Source organism: Paenibacillus sp. CECT 9249, assembly GCF_918697855.1.
Lineage (GTDB): Bacteria > Bacillota > Bacilli > Paenibacillales > Paenibacillaceae > MSJ-34.
Genome location: NZ_CAKKLI010000038.1, coordinates 1 through 18,274, shown reverse-complemented (window position 1 = coordinate 18,274; position 18,274 = coordinate 1). Strand labels below are relative to the sequence as shown.

14 protein-coding genes are annotated in these 18,274 nt (G+C 53.6%); 5 read left to right on the top strand and 9 right to left on the bottom strand.

The features are described from left to right. Window positions 1-184 precede the first annotated feature (184 nt). Both LQ229_RS20490 and LQ229_RS20485 read left to right on the top strand, forming a co-directional pair. Complete coding sequence (locus LQ229_RS20490) at window positions 185-637, top strand: DUF441 domain-containing protein (protein ID WP_216538090.1); 453 nt, start codon at window positions 185-187, stop codon at window positions 635-637. Between the two features lie 148 nt (window positions 638-785). Continuing rightward, window positions 786-1,013, top strand: a complete 228-nt coding sequence (locus LQ229_RS20485; RefSeq protein WP_216538089.1) for a 3-dehydroquinate dehydratase — start codon at window positions 786-788, stop codon at window positions 1,011-1,013. Window positions 1,014-1,036: 23 nt separating this feature from the next. Here the strand turns inward: LQ229_RS20485 and LQ229_RS20480 are convergent, their stop codons facing one another. The 4 genes from LQ229_RS20480 to LQ229_RS20465 form a co-directional block, all read right to left on the bottom strand. Then, on the bottom strand, window positions 1,037-1,402 hold the full coding sequence (locus LQ229_RS20480; protein WP_230192740.1) for a hypothetical protein: 366 nt from the start codon (window positions 1,400-1,402) through the stop codon (window positions 1,037-1,039). A gap of 46 nt (window positions 1,403-1,448) precedes the next feature. Next, window positions 1,449-3,299, bottom strand: a complete 1,851-nt coding sequence (gene abc-f, locus LQ229_RS20475; RefSeq protein ID WP_230192739.1) for a ribosomal protection-like ABC-F family protein — start codon at window positions 3,297-3,299, stop codon at window positions 1,449-1,451. Between the two features lie 315 nt (window positions 3,300-3,614). Continuing rightward, window positions 3,615-4,727 carry a glycosyltransferase family 4 protein gene (locus LQ229_RS20470; RefSeq protein WP_230192738.1) on the bottom strand — a complete coding sequence of 371 codons (1,113 nt, stop codon included), beginning with the start codon at window positions 4,725-4,727 and terminating at the stop codon, window positions 3,615-3,617. After that, window positions 4,724-5,752 (bottom strand): phosphotransferase, encoded by a 1,029-nt coding sequence (locus LQ229_RS20465; protein ID WP_230192737.1) that lies wholly within the window; start codon window positions 5,750-5,752, stop codon window positions 4,724-4,726. Before LQ229_RS20465 ends, LQ229_RS20470 begins: the two co-directional genes overlap by 4 nt. 211 nt (window positions 5,753-5,963) lie before the next feature. On the opposite strand from LQ229_RS20465, the gene LQ229_RS20460 reads away from it, so the two are divergent. From LQ229_RS20460 to LQ229_RS20450, 3 genes are all read left to right on the top strand, one after another. Further along, the gene (locus LQ229_RS20460) at window positions 5,964-6,797 is read left to right on the top strand and encodes a hypothetical protein (RefSeq protein WP_230192736.1); all 834 of its coding nucleotides are present in this window, start codon (window positions 5,964-5,966) and stop codon (window positions 6,795-6,797) included. Next, window positions 6,790-7,776: a spore photoproduct lyase family protein gene (locus tag LQ229_RS20455; RefSeq protein WP_230192735.1), complete on the top strand. Its 987-nt coding sequence runs from the start codon at window positions 6,790-6,792 to the stop codon at window positions 7,774-7,776. The genes LQ229_RS20460 and LQ229_RS20455 overlap by 8 nt, the downstream gene beginning before the upstream one ends. A gap of 105 nt (window positions 7,777-7,881) precedes the next feature. Next, window positions 7,882-8,595, top strand: coding sequence for an SDR family NAD(P)-dependent oxidoreductase (locus tag LQ229_RS20450; RefSeq protein WP_230192734.1), 714 nt, complete (start codon window positions 7,882-7,884; stop codon window positions 8,593-8,595). An 86-nt stretch (window positions 8,596-8,681) separates the two neighbouring features. On the opposite strand, the gene LQ229_RS20445 is transcribed toward LQ229_RS20450, so the two are convergent. The 5 genes from LQ229_RS20445 to gltB all read right to left on the bottom strand — a co-directional run bounded on the left by LQ229_RS20445 (window position 8,682) and on the right by gltB (window position 17,770). Next, a complete protein-coding gene (locus LQ229_RS20445) occupies window positions 8,682-9,182 on the bottom strand; it encodes a HEAT repeat domain-containing protein (protein ID WP_216538081.1) in 501 nt (166 codons plus the stop codon). Window positions 9,183-9,556: 374 nt separating this feature from the next. Then, entirely contained in the window at window positions 9,557-10,390 is an 834-nt protein-coding gene (dapF, locus tag LQ229_RS20440) for a diaminopimelate epimerase (RefSeq protein ID WP_230192769.1), read from the bottom strand. A 55-nt stretch (window positions 10,391-10,445) separates the two neighbouring features. Next, window positions 10,446-11,684, bottom strand: coding sequence for an LL-diaminopimelate aminotransferase (locus LQ229_RS20435; protein ID WP_230192768.1), 1,239 nt, complete (start codon window positions 11,682-11,684; stop codon window positions 10,446-10,448). A 22-nt stretch (window positions 11,685-11,706) separates the two neighbouring features. After that, on the bottom strand, window positions 11,707-13,176 hold the full coding sequence (locus LQ229_RS20430) for a glutamate synthase subunit beta (protein ID WP_230192733.1): 1,470 nt from the start codon (window positions 13,174-13,176) through the stop codon (window positions 11,707-11,709). 13 nt (window positions 13,177-13,189) lie between these two features. Further along, the gene (gltB, locus tag LQ229_RS20425) at window positions 13,190-17,770 is read right to left on the bottom strand and encodes a glutamate synthase large subunit (RefSeq protein WP_230192732.1); all 4,581 of its coding nucleotides are present in this window, start codon (window positions 17,768-17,770) and stop codon (window positions 13,190-13,192) included. Between the last annotated feature and the right edge of the window lie 504 nt (window positions 17,771-18,274).

Below are 18,274 nucleotides of genomic sequence, written 5' to 3'. Positions count from 1 at the left end.
CGCATCCACAACGCCTGTCGACCTTGGATCGATGCGCGTTGTTTTTTATGTTTGGACCCTCATAATTCCTTATTTTCGCGCAATATTAATGAACATATACGCTGAACGTGTTAAAATACGTGTTCAAAAAGTCGCGTGATCAAAAGTTGACTTTTTGAACAACCTCTTAAAGGAGATTACCGACATGCAAAACATTGACATGCCATCCTTGCTGTTATTGATTTTGGCCGCTTTAGGCTTAATGAGCAGCAACGCCACGTTCTCCATTGCGATGGTCGTATTGCTGCTGCTTCGCTTAACTCATTTGCATCAAATGTTTCCCTGGATCGAAAAATACGGACTGACTGTCGGAATCGTTATATTGACGATCGGCGTCATGTCCCCCATCGCCAGCGAAAAAATTTCGCTGCAAACGATGCTCCAATCGTTTATGCATTGGAAATCGCTGCTGGCGATCGCCGTCGGCGTGCTTGTCGCTTATTTGGGAGGGCGAGGGGTTACGCTGATGGGCAATCAGCCTACCGTCGTTGCCGGATTAATGATCGGCACCGTCATCGGCGTCGCTTTCTTGCGCGGCGTTCCCGTCGGCCCCCTCATTGCCGCCGGAATATTATCGCTCTTGATCGGCAAAATGTAATGAATGAAACATCGCTGAAAAATTTGAACATTTTGCAACAATTCTATCGATTCTATTAAATTTTTAGATTTTTTTTCGTATTTTTTAAGATCCTTTTAATCTTTGGGCCGTATTATATGTTTAAAGGGAATATTGGAGGTGCTCTAAGGTGAAAACTTACATCACATTTCAAAACAAATTGATCCCGGTATTTTACACAACAATCGATAAAAAAACGTTGATCTCTCTTAAAGAAACGTTAGAGAGAAAATTCGTCAAAGGCAAAAAATTGGTAAAAAAATGTCTCGATTCGTTAATAAGCATTGAAATCGTCGGCTGTGAGGCGATTTTGCACACCAAGCACGAAGGAGATACGCTAGCGTTGTCATTGAGATAAGAAGCCGCTGCCGGCTTCTTTTCTCATGGTTGGGGATATTCTTTATGCTTTCGACCGCCGTCCGGCATCAGATCGCTTCCGAGCGAATTGTCGTAACGGCGCGACGGCTTGCTTCGTTTTCTTTCTTCCTTCTTCGGTTTCTCCTGCTGATTCATAAATTGAACGTATGCGAGACTTTCCATTAACGTGTTGCCGCGAAGCGCCTTGCCGCTCGCCGCGTTTGCATCCGCGGAACCTGCAGCCCCCTGTTGTGCGGGAGTATGCATGCCCGTTCTTTTCATGTCGCGCAAACGCTCCTCCAACTGTTTCATCTCGTCCGTCCAATCCGTTTTTTTCGGACCCGAGAGTGTCAATTGTTCCGAATTTATCGGTTTAATAGGGCCATTCATCGTATCACCACCGCCCGTTCGATACTCTTAACTACAATCGATATTTCTAAGCATTATACGCCGTATTTTTCAACATTTCAATCCGTTCCTTCAACGATCTTGCCTCTTGCATCCACTTGAAACGATCCTCGGCGCCTTCTCCCGGATCGAAGCTCATGATTTGCGCAAGCCGGAGCTCCAACATTCTCAGTTCATTGTCCCGCTCCATCGCCCCCGGCGTTCTGTCCGCCGCACCCCGAGCCGTATATTCCTTGTACGTACCCGGATACTGCACCACTTCGCCCTCTTCCAACGCTACAATCCGATTCGCGAGCCTGTCCAGCAAATAGCGGTCATGCGAAACGACAACGATCGCGCCGGGATATTCGCTGAACGCTTGTTCCATCTTCTCGCGCGTCTCAATATCCAAATAATTGGTCGGCTCGTCGAGCACCAGTAAATTGGCGTCGCTGAAATAAAGTTTTAAGAACGCGACTCTGCATTGCTCACCCATGCTGAGATCTTCAATCCGCTTGAATACGTCGTCCCGCGAAAACAGAAAGCAGCCCAATATCGTGCGCGCGAACGTTTGCGTCATATTCGGCAGCCGCAGCAAACTGTCCAGTATACTGTCCCCCCGATCCAAATTTTCTATTTCTTGCGAAAAGTAGCCGATTTTCAGCTGCGGATGATGAGCGACGACTCCGCTGCCGCCTCGCAATTGGCCGGTCATTAGCTTGAGCAGCGTCGATTTGCCTGCTCCGTTCGGACCGATGACGGCGATCCGGTCGCCACGGTTGACGGAAAGGTTCAATTCCTCGAAGATCGGATGGCCGTCGTAACCGAATGTCACTTGTTCCACGCGCAGCAGCGTCTGCGCCTCGAATTCCCCTCCGCCCAGCTGCACTTTCAGTTGATCCGCCTTGCGCGGCATTTGAACGCTCTGCTCCTCCAACTTGGCGAGCGCCGTTTCTTTCGCTTTAAAGCGGGATACGTTCTTTTTCGCCTTGGAACGGTAGAAATCGTTCTGGCCCGCAGCTTTATGCGCTTTATCGAACCATTGCTGGTACCGGCGTATGCATTCAAGCAGCTCTTGCCTCATCTGTTCCTGCTTTTTGTACAACGCTTCTTGCGTTCGCAGCTCCACATCTTTTTGCCGCTTGTAATCCGAGTAACCTCCCGTATATCGTTTGCTGCCTTGAGGCGTCAATTCGTAGATCGCGTGCGCCGTTCGATCCAGAAAGTAACGGTCGTGGGACACGAATAAGATCGCGCCGGGATGGGAACGAACCCACTCCTCCAACCATGCGAGCGTCTCACGATCCAGATGGTTCGTCGGCTCGTCCAGCACCAGAAATTTCGGTTCGGCGATTGCGATGCGGGCGATTTGCGCCTTCGTCTTTTGGCCGCCGCTCAACCGGGAAAATGGCGTATTCCACACCGCGGGATCGAGCTTCAACGTGTGAAGATACCGTTCCACCTTCGTTTCCCAGTCGTAACCGTTCAAGTTTTGATACGTATCGAACGCGGCTTCGTATCGTTCGAGCAATAGCGAGATTTCCGCTTGGCCTTGCGCCACGTTTCCGTTCAACCGGTGTTGAATCTTCTCCAATTCGTTCTTCGCCTTTACGTGTTCCGGCGATCCGGCTTGGACGAACTCGATGGCCGTCATGCGCTCGTCGACGACGGCAATATGCTGATCCAGGCACCCCCATTCGGAACTTGGCACAAAGCGTTGAATCGTTCCTCTATCCGGTTGCAGCGCCCCTGCGATCGTTTGCAGCAGCGTCGTTTTGCCGACCCCGTTTTTGCCGAACAATGCGACATGCTCCCCCGCTTTGATCTCTATATTTACATGCTCAAAGACGGTCTTCCCGTTCCATTCTTTCGCAACATTCATTACTTTGCATATCATCATGCAAATCACTCCCGCAATTTTGTTGTCATGCAAAAAAACCGCAGGACCATGCCTGCGGCTGAGTATGCGAACAAAATATGCGCTTATATCAAAGACAACCGTTCGTTCCGGCAACAGAAAACGGTTCAGGACGATCAGTCTTCGAAAAAGGACATACGGATTCCGTTCGCTCCACCGCAGGCAGAGCCCCAATTGACTGAAACATCAAATTGGCAGACGAAATTCGCATGATTACACCATCGGACCGATAAAAACCTCCGTTTCTCATTGTTATAGCCATTATAAGACGACTTTAGCGGCCAAATCAAGTCCCTTCTATCGTCCGGTCACCCGATAGAACAATTCGGCGTACCTGTCGCTTATATTGGTCCAACTGTATTGCTTCGCCGTTTTTTTGGCATTTTCGGCCTTGACCGCCGTTTCATCGGGATATTTCCACATTTTGCGGATGCCCGCGGCGATAGAACGGGGCGTCGCGCTTGCAATGATCGTCGCGTTGCCGCGGTTGACGAAGCTGCTCAGCCCGCCGTTGCGGGTCGCTACGAGCGGAACGCCGCTTGCCATCGCCTCCAATGCCACCAGTCCGAACGACTCTTTACGGCTCGGCACGATGACCGCCTGATAGGAAGAATACAAGCGCTGAACTTTTTCATGCTTCAGCTTCCCGATCCAACGTACGTTTTGGTTGATTTTCGAGCGAAGTGCCGTTTGTTTCAATTTCTTCGTAAAGGTTGCCGAACCTCTGCCGACAATATCGAGCTTCACCTTCGGCTTCGATTTTTTCAATAAGCCGACCGCTTGCAGCAATTCGTTAATCCCTTTGGTTGCCGTCAATCTCCCCACAAACAGCAGCCGGCCTTTCTTTTTGCTCCCCGAGCCTGTCGTCGATTCCCTGAACGGAACGCCGTTCCTAATCACTTGAATATGCTTCACATATGGACAATGCGCATGTATTTGCCGCTTTTGCCATGCGCTCGGCACCGTGACGACATCGGCAAAGCGAAACAAGTCGACTTGCCGTGGAGATACTCTATTTTTACCGAATATATTGCGCCGCAAAGCCAACGAATGACAAGTATACACGAACGGAATGCCGTATTTGCGCTTGAAATACAGCGCCATATCGACACATTGCAAACTGTGGGTATGGATGAGATCGGGCAGGTTATACCCGTTCGTCCTCAGCCATTTGGCGATAGGCGCAGGCTTGAAATTGCCCGCCGCATCGAAATATTGGAGTGTAAGCGGAAACCGGACGACGCGCGGCGCGCCTTTTCTCGCAACGACTTTCTTTTTTGTTTTGTTGGCCAATACGGTCACATGAATTCCCTCTTTTTGCGCCAATGCTTTGGATAAATGGGTGGCAACGGTTCCTAGCCCGCCGATCGTTTTATTTTCATATTCGTTCGTGAGCACCCATATATTCATCCGGAACTTTCCTTTCCGAGATAATCGTCCAGCTTCGGCAACAGGTTCAGAATGGTTCGCTCCTGTGAAAGAACAAGCCGTAATTCCCGCAGCTTTTTCAACTTCTTGGCATACGGCAATTTATCGTATTTTCCCAATATTCTGCTAACCCGATGCGGATGGGCGAGCCATACTTTCAACAAATCGATATCGTCCCGATTCAGTTTCGACACCGATTGATAACCGTCCAATATCGCCTTCACAATGGGATAGCGAAAACCGTGATCTTTTGCGGAATTGTAAACGACGCGGAACAGGTCGTAGGCGCGCAAATCGTGGCGCAGCGTCTCGAAATCGATCAGGTACGATTCGCCTCCCGTAAGAATAATGTTGGTGGGACCGCCGTCGCCATGGCAGAGAGAGCCTTGCTCCCGCGCGTTCCGGCACGCTCTCCGATAACCGCTGTTCTTCATCAACCTTATCGCATCCCGCGACCGCTTAATCAAAGCCGCCCCATGTTTCCGCAGCAGCGGATCCAGGGCGGTGCCGTGTCCGTTCGTTTTGGCGATCCGCACTTTTCTTAACAGAACATTGTGGCGCTGGCGGAACAAGGCCGGCCATTTCCCGATCATATTCCGCGAGCCGCTGCCTGTAATGGCGATTTCTTTGCCGGCGAGATGAAATTCGGCCAATATTTTGCCCGATTCCTTCATGTCCCCGATCGATTTCGGGGAAGGCCATACTCCCTTGATCCAGGGCATCAGCAGAAACGGCACGCCGTTGGGAGACCGTCTTATATATAGCGGTTTGCCTCCGGACCGGTTCCGGTCGCGCCATGCGATGCGGGAAAAGCCGTGTTGTCTCAGTTTCGCAAGCGTCCGGTCGATCCATTTGAGCTGCGACGGAGCGTACCGCATCCGTTTCAAACAATACGTTTTGCCGTCTGGCGTGACGATCCGGTATACGCTGTAATACACTTTTTTTATTTCTTTCGCTTCTATGCCGAATTTGCGCGCAAGCTGCTTCACTTTCAGATTCGATTTCATGTGCATCGATCACTCCCCAGTACAACCTCTTGGCGGGCATGAACCCGTACTTATTCCAACATATGTACGAAAGACGCGATTGGTAACAAGGATCGGAAGTTGCGTCCGATTCGAGGCTGCAACCCAGCTGTCGGCATGTGAAGCGCGGGGCTGCAATATGGTACAATAGAAGGGCAAGGAGGTAATTTATGGGTACAGGCAGGTGACCGCAATGATTTACATCGCAGTCGCGCTCTATTGCGAAGCGAAGCCGATCATCGAATATTATCAATTGAAAAAATTGTACGCCGAGCATCCTTGGCAGCAGTTCGCGGCAGGCGATATCCGTCTCATCGTAACCGGCACGGGACCGATGCAGGCGGCGATCGGCGTCGCATCCTTGTTAAGCCGGGCGAACCGAAACAAGCGGGATTTGCTGATCAACGTCGGCATCGCCGGAACCGCCGCCATGCGCTTGCAGGTCGGCCGGGCCGTGCTATGTCATAAAATCGTATCCCGCGATACGTCGCATGTCTATTATCCGGACGTTCTTATCCGTCACCGGTTTGACGAAGGGGTACTGGAAACATTCTCGCGCCCGGTAACGGCTGCGGACAGGCAATTCGTCCAAGGAGAGCTTGTCGATATGGAGGCCGCCGGTTGTCTTGAAGCCGCCAAAATGTTTCTTGCGCCGCATCAGACGACGGTTGTGAAAATCGTGTCCGATGCGCTCGAGAGCTCCGTTCTTTCCCCGGAAAGAGTAAGCGGTCTCATTGCGGAACGGATGCCGGACATCGATCATTTTATTTCATCTTACCGGCAGGCGTTCTCGATCCGCCAGGACGTATTGGACGAGACGGACGAGAAATGGATCGAGGCGGTCCGCAGCGAGCTTCGATTGTCCGAAACGATGGCCGGTCAATTGAAACAGATGGCGGTGCAATACAAGATCCGTACGGGACAACCGCTTGACGCCCTTCGTTACGATGCGGGACAAGCCGCCGAATCCAAGCAGGAAGGAAAGATGCGTTTTGCACAATTGCGACAACAGCTTCTTTATGAGTAATTACACCCATATTTACATCGAAAAAGCCGCAAAACCGTATGCATTGACGGATGTCGTTACGAGCAAGTTCCCGCATGCGACAATCGTGGAAATCGACGATTATATGGAAGTGTTCGCGCGCGGCAGACAAAACTTTTCCGTGCAGAAACATGCGCCCAAACTGATTGTGGCCGTCAAAAAAAGACCGTTTCTGTACCCCGGCTCCGAAGTGACGCATCATTTCGGCCATCTTCATTTTTATTACGCTTCCTCGGCCCTAAACTGCTTGTACAATTGCGAATATTGTTTTTTGCAGGGAATGTTTCCTTCCGGCAACGCCGTATTGTTCGTCAATCAAGACGATTATTTCGCCGAAGTGCGGAGAACGCTGGACGGGCATCCGCTCTATCTCAGCATTTCGTACGAGAGCGATTTGCTGGCGTTCGAGCCGATTGTACCGCTCGCTTCGCGCTGGATCGCTTTCGCGGCCGAAACGGACGGATTGACGCTGGAACTTCGCACGAAGAGCGCCAATTTCGCGCCGCTTCGCGGCTTGACCCCGTCAAACCGAACCGTGCTCGCATGGACCTTATCGCCCGATGAAGTCGTCAAGCGCCACGAACCGGGTACGCCGTCGCTCCAAGCGCGCTTGGCATGCGCCCGCAAAGCGGCTGAGGCCGGATGGCCCGTCCGCATTTGCTTCGATCCCGTGCTGCATATCGATAACTGGAGGCAGCATTACCGGGATTGTATCCGGCGTACGTTCAGCGAAATTCCGCTCGCTCGCATCCGCGATGTCAGCATCGGCGTGTTCCGCATCCCGAAAGATTATTTGAAAAGAATGCGCAAGCATCGTAGCGAATCCGTCATCGCACATTATCCTTATGAAAATCGCAACGGGATCCTTACTTATCCCGACGAGACGACCCGCAAGCTGACGGAATTCGTATATGAAAGCGTTGCCGAATATATGCCCGAGGAGAAAATTTTCATTACATAAAGCGCGAACGCGCTTCACAGAACTTGGCGAATGCTTACGAAGCTAGTTTTGTTGCGAAGGATTTCGGAGAAGCAGCGCTTCACAAAACTTTTAGGAGGAACTGACATGAACTTAGCGGTCGTTACCGGGGCGTCTTCCGGGATCGGACTTGCGATAGCCCGCATGTTGATCGATATGGATTATTTCGTGTACGGACTGTCGCGAAATCCGGACAAAGCCGGATTGCCGCATGAGCGGTACATTCCGTATCGCTGCGATTTGCGCGATATTGACGAAATCATGCGCGCGGCCGGGCATATTCAAGCTTACGCCCGCGAGAGCGGACATCGGCTCGGCGTCCTTGTGAACAATGCGGGACTCGCTTATTTCGCGCCGCACGAGCAAATCGGTCCGCGGCAAATCGCCGAAATGATCGCCGTCAACTTGCAGGCGCCGCTTATTCTGACGCAGCAGCTTCTGCGCCGCATCAAACAGGACAAAGGCACAATTATTCAGATATCATCCGTCACGGCGAAAAAATCGAGTACGCACGGCTGCGCTTACGCCGCGACAAAAGCCGGATTGTCGCATTTCAGCCTCAGCCTGTTCGATGAAATTCGCAAAACGGGAGCGCGCGTCGTCTCGCTTCATCCGGATATGACGCAAACTCCTTTCTACGATCGTCTCGATTTTCGGGAAGGAGAGGAGCCGGACAGTTACATTACGCCGGAATGCGTAGCCGATGCCGTCAGGACGGTGCTTACGCTGCGGGAAGGTTCCGTCATTACCGACTTGACGATTCGCCCGCAGCGCCATCAAATCAGGCGCAAACCGCGATAAGCCAAAGAAAGCGGCGGCAACCTCGATCGGTCCGCCGCCGGCTTTGTCTTTCCTCATCATCTCATCCTTTCCGCTCGTTATCGTATTTACGCCATCTCCAATGTCAGCAATTCTCTTTGAGCGCTTTTACGAAAAACAGGATCCGTCAAAAGTTGCGATAGCACTTCCACGCCGAATTCGCTGTTTTTCACAGTGGAAATCACTTTAAAAGCATTCCATCGGATATCAGCATCTTCCCCCCTGTTCAATAGAAGTTGAGCGGCCGCTTCAAGCGCCGGACGGAATGTCGTGAACTTCGCCATCGCTTGAACGGCTTCGTTGCGAAGGTCGCTGTTCTCATCCGATTTGATGCATTGGATCAGTGCGCCGCATGTTTCCTTCACATGACGGTCGGGCAGCGACGCGCCGGATATGATCGCAAGCGCCTTTCTTCTTACCCGCCCGTCGTATGCGCGATTCGTAAAGACATTGCATAGAAAAGGCCATTTCTTCTCATCGCACACTTGCTCGATCTTGATAAGAATTTGAATTTTCTCCTCATCATTACTGCCTTGAAATTGCTGGATTAACTCGAAAATCGAATTCAAATGTAATCCTCCCTCACCACGATGTGCGATTTGCCAGCTATCACATTCATTCTTCATTACATCCGCCGCGCCCGAAGACCGCTTCCCACGTTCGGACCCGGCGCTTTCGCGAAAAACAACGCGCTTCCTTTCAAAAAACGGGACTAATTTACCTGTTATTCCGAACCATGATTCGACATGGGCGCGTTGTTGCTTTTCCGCGGTACAACAAAAAAAACAGCTATCAAAATTGTAGTTCACGAAAGCTCTCATGTAAATTCTTTTATGAGAAAACAGGAAAAAAGGCCCACTCCGAATTCCCCTTGGCGATGCAGCCAAATAGGCGGCCGAAAAAAAACGATCGGACGCCGAAGATCCAATCGTTTCGCATGACATTATAGATATAATTCCCCATCGGTTACGATTTCGGCGGGCCCTTTCATGAACACGCGACCGTCGTTTTCCCATATAATTTCCAGGTCTCCGCCAAGCAGATGCACCGTTACCGGCTTGCCTCGATCCAGTTCGCCGTTCAGCACGCCGGCGACGACGGCGGCGCACGCCCCCGTTCCGCATGCTTGCGTAATGCCCGATCCCCGCTCCCATACGCGGAAAATGATTTCCCGCCGGTTTACCACCTGAATGAATTCGACATTGGTTCGTTCGGGAAATAGAGGCGCATGCTCGATTTGCGGACCGATCTCCGCTACCGGCGCCGCCTCCGCATCGGGAACGAACAGTACCGCATGGGGATTACCCATCGATACCGCGGTAATACGGTATTGCCGTCCGTTCACCGCGATCGCCTCGTCGATAGCCGGTTGTTCCGGATCGCCCAGCATCGGCAAGTCGCCTTTCAACAAACGCGGAGCTCCCATGTCGACCGTAACTTGACGAACGCGGCACGCATCGTCGGCGTCGATCTTGACTTCAACGTTCCCGCCGAGCGTCTCGATCGTAAAACGGGTCCGCTCCGTCATCTTCCGTTCGAATACATATTTCGCGACACACCGCAGCCCGTTGCCGCAATTTTTCCCTTCCGAACCGTCGATATTGAAAATCCGCATGCGGAAATCGGCGACTTCGGACGGACCGATGACGATCATACCGTCCGAACCGATGCCGGTATTGACGTTGGAAACGCGCATCGCCAGCGGCGACAGGGAACCCTCGTCAAGAGCTTCCTCAAATCCGTTAATATAAATATAACTGTTGCCCAAACCATGCATTTTCGTATATTTCACCGGAACGCCTCCTTCCTCGTCTGCTTTGCGCCGCTCCTCCTTACGCGAAAATGAACTTCGTTCCGGACAAGCGGTTTTTCATCTCGTTAATGACGCGTAATTCTTCGGCTTCCCCTTGCGCCCCGAACGTTACGGAAAATCGGATGTAACGGCCGGTATCGTCCCACGGTACGGTGGAAATCATCTTTTCTTTGATCAGATACTGGCTGAACTCTTCCGCCGTCGCAAACTTCGGACCGCCTTCGATCCCGATCGGCGCTTCCGTATATAAGAAGAACGATCCTTGAGGCTTCTCGGCGCGGAATCCGAGATCCGTTAGCGCATCGGCGAGCATGCGATGCCTGCGCGAATATTTTCTGCAGATCCCTTCGGTAATGTCAGGATGCTCAAGCGCATAAATAGCGGCCTTCTGGATAGCCATAAACTGGCCTGAATCGCAATTGTCCTTGATCGTCGCAAACGCTTTGACGATTAGCGGATTGCCCGCAATAAAGCCGATCCTCCATCCTGTCATATTGAACGATTTCGATAACGAATGAAGTTCGACGCCAACCTCTTTGGCGCCGGGCACGGACAAGAAGCTTAACGGCTCGGCGCCGTCGAACACCAATGCGGCATATGCGGCGTCATGCACGACGATCAATTGATGCCTGCGGGCGAAGGCGACGACCTGTTCGAAAAACGGCCGCGTCGCCGAAGCGCCGGTAGGGTTGTTCGGATAATTCAAATAAAGCAATTTCGCGCGGTCCAGAACCTGCTGCGGTATCGCCTCCAAGTCGGGCAAAAAGCCGTTATCCCGTGAAATCGGCATAGAGAAGACTTCGCCGCCCAAATAGGCCGTATGCGTCCCTAGAACCGGATAACAAGGAGAAGGCATGAGCGTAATGTCGCCCTTATCGATGAACGCGGACGGCAGCATGGCCAGAGCCGACTTCGAGCCGATCATATGATTGATGTCCGTTGCGGGGTCCAGCCCTTCCACCCCGAATACCCGTTCCATGTAGCGGGATGCCGCGCGATTGAACGCTTCGATCCCGTTGTCCGAATAGAAACGGTTCTCCGGTTTGGCCGCTTCTTCCGCAAGGACGCGGACGACGCCTTCGTCCGCCATTTCATCCGGTTCGCCTACGCCAAAATCGAGCAGTTCCATATCGGGAAACTTGCGTTTCGCTTCCGCCTTCGCGCGCTTAATTTTCTCGAACTTATAAATTTCCGTATCTTTGCCGAACTGTTCCCCGCCGATCCGTTCGGCGAACTTCCGTTGAATATAGGTTTCCATCATCACAACACTGTCCTCCTCGTTAACGTCGCAAATACGCGTCGCACGCTTTGGCCGCTTCGCGTCCTTCGCGAATCGCCCAGACGATCAAGCTTTGGCCGCGCCGCGCATCGCCGGCGGCGAACACGCCCGGCACATTCGTCTCGTATTGCCCTCGCTCCGTACGAATATTCGTACGCCCGTCCGTTTCGACGCCCATTCGGCCGATCAGCGTCTGCTCCGGCCCGGTAAAGCCGATCGCCAGCAGTACAAGCTGCGCCGGCCACACGCGCTCCGTGCCGGGAATTTCTTCGCGAATCCATCGGCCCGATTTATCCTTGGCCACACGCAAGTCTACGCTGCGCACGCCCGCAACATTGCCTCGCCCGTCGTCGATGAACGATTTGGCGGAGACGGCATATTGCCGCGGATCGCGCCCGAATCGCGCCGCCGATTCCGCCTGGCCCGAATCGACCTTATGGATTACCGGCCATTGCGGCCACGGGTTATCCGCGTCGCGCCCGGCCGGACGTTGCGGGTATATGTCGAACTGCGTCAAGCTCGCGCATCCGTGGCGCAAAGACGTCGATACGCAGTCGGTTGCGGTATCCCCTCCGCCGATGACGAGCACGTCTTTGCCTTCCGCAGTGATATATCGTCCGTCCTTCAGATTCGAGTCCAGCAAGCTTTTCGTATTTGCATGCAAATAATCCATCGCATAGTGAATGCCTTTCAATTCGCGTCCCTCTACCGGCAAATCGCGCGGTTTCGTCGCGCCGATGCACAGCACGATCGCATCGAACCTTCCGCGCAGTTCTTCGACCGGAACGTTTCCGCCGACATCCGCTCCCGTCACGAATTCGATGCCTTCCCGGCGCAGCAAATCGACGCGGCGGTGTACTACTTCCTGCTCGATTTTCATTTTCGGTATCCCGTAAGTTAACAATCCGCCGATACGGTCCGACCGTTCGAATACCGTCACGAGATGCCCCGCTTTATTCAACTGATCGGCGCAAGCCAGCCCGGCCGGTCCCGATCCGATCACGGCAACGGTGCGCCCGGTCCGCGACGCCGGCGGTTGCGGAACGACCCAGCCTTCCGCGAAGCCTTTGTCGATGATGGCGCGTTCGATCGATTTGATCGTTACGGGCGAATCGTACAATGCCGCCACGCAAGAACCTTCGCATGGAGCCGGGCAAGCTCTTCCCGTGAACTCCGGAAAATTGTTCGTCAAATGCAGCCGCTCAAGCGCTTCCTTCCATTGTCCGCGATACACAAGATCGTTCCATTCCGGAATGTAATTGTGAACCGGACAACCTGTTGCGGCGCCGTTCAGCATGTCCCCCGTCTGGCAAAACGGGACGGCGCAATCCATGCAGCGCGCCCCCTGCTCCCGCAATGCGGCATCCGTTAACGGGATATATAAATCGCGCCAATCGCCAATTCGTGCCAACGGATCGCGTTCGGGAGCGTATTGGCGCTTGTATTCCATAAATCCTGTCGGTTTCCCCATGCCTGATCTCCTCCTAATCCTGTGTAGCGGCAAGAAGCGCCATATCGGTCTTTCCCGTCTCTTTAAACCGTTCGATCTCTTCCATGACCCGTTTGTACTCCTTCGGCACGATCCGTACGAAGCGCCGCGCCGCCGCATCCCAATCCCGCAAAATGCTTTCGGCGAAGCTGCTGCGCGTATATTCCGCATGTTTCTCGATCATCGATCGTACTTTCGCGATTTCCTTCTCGTCCGCCAGCGGTTCAAGCAGCACTTTCTGAACATTGCAGCGGCTTTCAACGCTGCGCAGCGGCTCCTCGCCTTGGCCGAGAACGTAGGCAATCCCGCCGGACATGCCTGCGGCGAAGTTCTGGCCGATGGCTCCCAATACGACAACATGGCCGCCCGTCATATATTCGCAACCGTGATTGCCGACGCCTTCGACCACGACGTTCGCGCCGCTGTTCCGGACGCAGAAGCGTTCTCCGGCTACGCCGCGAATGTAAGCTTCGCCCGCCGTGGCCCCGTATAAAGCGGTATTCCCGATAATGACATTATCCTCAGCCTTGAAGCTTGCTCGTTCCGGCGGATATACGGCGATAGTCCCGCCGGATAACCCTTTGCCGACATAATCGTTGGCGTCTCCTTCCAACAGCAGCGTAACGCCCTTCGGAACGAACGCCCCGAAACTTTGCCCCGCCGAGCCTGCGAAGCGAATCCGAATCGTATCCTCCGGCAAGCCCTCGGCGCCGTATCTGCGCGTCACTTCGCTGCCCAGCATCGTTCCTGCGGACCGGTCCGCATTGCCGATCGGCAATGAGACTTGAACCTGTTCTTTCCGTTCCAACGCATTCCGGCATAGCGGAATGAGCTTTTGCGCGTCGAGCGTTTCGCCCAAGCCCCGGTCTAACGTTACTTTATCCGATCTCGTTCCGCCTTCCGGACGGTGCAAGAGCGCAGATAAATCCAAACCGTGCGCTTTCCAATGCTCGGCCGCGTTTTTCGCTTGCAGCATGTCCGTTCGCCCAATCATTTCGTCCATCGTGCGAAATCCGAGCTCGGCCATCCATTCCCGAACTTCGGCGGCGATAAATTGCATGAAATGAACGATATGATCCGGATCGCCTTTAAACTTTCGGCGCAAGTCCGGATTTTGCGTCGCGATGCCTACCGGGCAAGTATCCAAATGGCATACGCGCATCATAATACAGCCGAGCACAACGAGCGGCACGGTCGAAAAACCGAATTCCTCCGCCCCGAGCAGCGCCGCGATCACGACGTCGCGCCCGCTCATCAGCTTGCCGTCCGTTTCAAGCGTGACGCGCCCGCGCAAACCGTTGAGCGCAAGCGTCTGCTGCGCTTCGGCAAGACCGATCTCCCACGGCATGCCCGCATGCTTGATGCTCGTGCGGGAAGCCGCGCCGGTCCCGCCGTCATAGCCGCTGATCAGAATGACGTCGGCTTGCGCTTTGGCGACTCCCGCCGCAATCGTCCCTACCCCCGCCTCCGACACGAGTTTTACATTGATTCTCGCTTTCGGATTCGCGTTTCTTACATCGAATATCAGCTCCGCCAAATCTTCGATCGAATAAATATCGTGGTGCGGCGGCGGCGATATCAGTTCGACGCCCGGGGTCGACCCTCTCGCCTTGGCAATCCACGGGTACACCTTATGCGCCGGAAGCTGGCCGCCCTCGCCCGGCTTGGCTCCTTGCGCCATTTTGATTTGAATTTCATCGGCCGACATCAAATAATGGCTGGATACGCCGAATCTTCCGGAAGCGACTTGCTTGATCGCGCTGTTGCGCAGTTCTCCGTTCCCGTCGGCCGTAAACCGGTCCGGATCTTCCCCGCCTTCGCCGGAATTGCTTCTCCCGCCGATCCGGTTCATCGCGATCGCCAGCGCTTCATGCGCTTCGCGGCTGATCGAGCCGAACGACATCGCCCCGGTTTTGAAGCGGCGCATGATCGACTCGATCGACTCGACTTCCTCAAGCGGCACGGAAGGGCGATTCGAGACGAACTCGAGCAATCCCCTCAAAGTCGCTCTCGATTTCGCCTGTTCGTCAACCGAACGGCTGTATCGTTTGAACAGCTCGTAATCGTTTTGCCAACATGCCTGCTGCAGCGTATGAATCGTCTGCGGGCTGAACAGATGCTCCTCCCCGTCTTTGCGCCACTGCATATCTTCGCCGGCTTCAAGCGCCGTTGAACCGCCGCTGACTGCGTAAGCTTTCCGATGACGTTCCAGCGTTTCCTGTGCGATCACCGCCATATCGATGCCGCCGACTCTCGACGGCGTCCAAGTAAAATAACGGTCGATGACGGACGAATCGATGCCGATCGCTTCGAATATTTGCGCGCCGATATAACTTTGCACCGTCGAAATGCCCATTTTGGAAATGACTTTCAAAATGCCTTTGGTCACGCCGTATACGTAATTATTCGCGGCTTGCTCGAACGTAACGCCCTCCAGCGCGCCCCGATCGATCATGCCCGCGATCGACTCGAACGCCAAGTACGGATGGACGGCGTTCGCCCCGTAGCTGAGCAGCGCCGCCATATGATGCACTTCGCGCGGTTCGCCCGATTGCACCAAAATGCTCGCTTGCGTACGCGTTCCTTGACGGATCAGATGATGATGCAAGCCGGCCGATGCCAGCAATGCCGGAATGGGCGCCATTTGCCCGTTGACGCCGCGGTCGCTCAAGACGAGCAGCGAAGCTCCTTCGGCAATCGCTTGATCCGCCGCTTCGAACAGCGCTTGCAGCGCCTGCTCCAATCCTTCGCTTCCTTCGGAAGCCGTGAATAGCGTCCGCAACGTGACCGCCCGAAAGCCTTCGATTCGGTTATCCCGGATGACGGCCATTTCACGATCGCTCAGAACCGGCGATTTTAACCGGATTTTGCGGCAGTTTCTCGGATCGGTTTCCAGCAAGTTGTACTCCGGTCCGATCGTCGTTTCGACCGATGTGATCATCTCTTCCAAAAAAGCGTCGATGGGCGGATTCGTTACTTGCGCGAACATTTGCTTGAAATAGTTGTACAGCAATTGCGGTTTCTTCGACAGCACCGCAAGCGGGGCGTCGTATCCCATCGATCCGACCGGATCTTCTCCCCATTCCGCCAGCGGCTTTAACATTTTATTCAATTCCTCGAACGAAAACCCGAACACGCGTTGCAGCTGTAATAAATTTTGTTTATCGGATGGGCGTGAAAAAATGCCGGCTCGATCCGGTCCGTTCGATCGCTGCCGCAAATCGACCAAATGTTCGTTCAGCCAGCTGCGGTACGGATAAGCTTCCGCCATTTCCCGCTTAATTTCATCGTCGGGTACGATTCTTCCCTGCACGGTATCGACCAACAGCATTTGTCCCGGGCGCAGACGGTCTTTACGCACGATGTTCTCCGCCGGAATATCGATCACGCCGACTTCGGACGACAATACGATCGTATCGTCGGACGTTACGTAGTAACGCGCGGGACGCAATCCGTTGCGGTCCAGGCATGCGCCGATTCGTTTCCCGTCCGTAAACGCAATGGCCGCCGGGCCGTCCCAAGGTTCCATCAAGCAGCTGTGGTACTCGTAAAAGGCGCGTTTCTCGTCGCTCATTTGCTTATCTTTCAACCAAGGTTCGGGGATCATCATCATCGCGGCATGCGCGATCGATCGTCCGGACATCAGCAGAAATTCAAACGCGTTATCCATCATGGAAGAATCGCTGCCGCTATCGTCGATGATCGGACGAATGGCCGATAATTGTTCGAAATAAGGCGATTGGCAGCTTTTCTCGCGGGCGCGCATCCAGTTGACATTGCCTTTGATCGTATTGATCTCGCCGTTATGAATCATATAGCGGTTCGGATGGGCCCGCTCCCAGCTTGGGAACGTATTGGTGCTGAACCGGGAATGCACGAGCGCCAGCGCCGACTCGTAAGCCGGATCCCGCAAATCGGTATAAAACGAAGACAACTGCTCAGGCAGCAGCAACCCTTTATAGACGATCGTTTTGCTGGAAAAACTGGCGATATAGAACTTCTCCGCCCCGAGTATGCCGGCGGCGGAAATTCCGTTTTCAATACGTCTCCGGATCAAGTACAGCTTGCGTTCAAAAGCCAATTCGTCTTCCACGCAATTATCCATCGGCGGTGCAACGATCACTTGACGAATGAACGGCTTAGTCGCTCTGGCGCTCTGCCCAAGCACGCCGTCGTCCGTCGGAACCGTTCTCCACCCCAACAAGACCTGCCCTTCCTCGCCGATAATCCGTTCCATCATTTGCTCGCACTGAAGGCGGACCGCTTCGCGCTGCGGCAGGAACACCATGCCAACTCCGTATCGGCCGGCTTCCGGCAATTGCAACCCTTGCTTCTTGAACTCCCCGTCCAGCAAACGGTGCGGCAATTGCGTCAATATGCCCGCCCCGTCGCCGCTTTCCGGATCCGCGCCTTGTCCTCCCCGATGTTTCAGGCGATACAGGATGTCAAGCGCCTGGCTTACAATGCTATGTGTTTGCTCTCCCTTCATATTCGCTAAAAATCCGATCCCGCACGCATCGCGCTCGAATATCGGATCGTACAGCCCCTGTCGCTCCGGCACTCTGTGTAAAGCCATGTTAGTTCCTCCTAAAAATATGATGAAACTGAGCTTTTTCGAGCATCCCATCGCCTTGAAAGCCCTCTATGTCTTATATTTCATTAAACTAAAGCATGATCTTTCGTTCCATAAATATGTCAGATTATCTCACACCTTTTTTCGTATCGTTTTAAATATGCTCGTGCCGGCACCTCCTTTTTTCGCCTTTTGTCGAAATCCCGTTTGCTCAGGACAGCGCACCCGGCCAAAGTACCGACGTTAGGCCTACAACCAACTTCTGAACGAAAGGGATATCGGCAAAAGGGAGGCGAAGAGCAGTCGTCATGCAGCAATTTACCCTTGCCGGAGTATCCCGGACGAGCTAGAGTGAAAGGCTGGGCGGGGCCCAGCCCCTCCTCATCAAACCGTACGTGAGGTTTTCCCTCATACGGCTTTCCGATGTTCGTCATCATGAGCATGCAGATTACAAGAGCGTTTTAAGTCCATATTGAATAGACAAAGACTTCACTTCGCGCAGCGAAC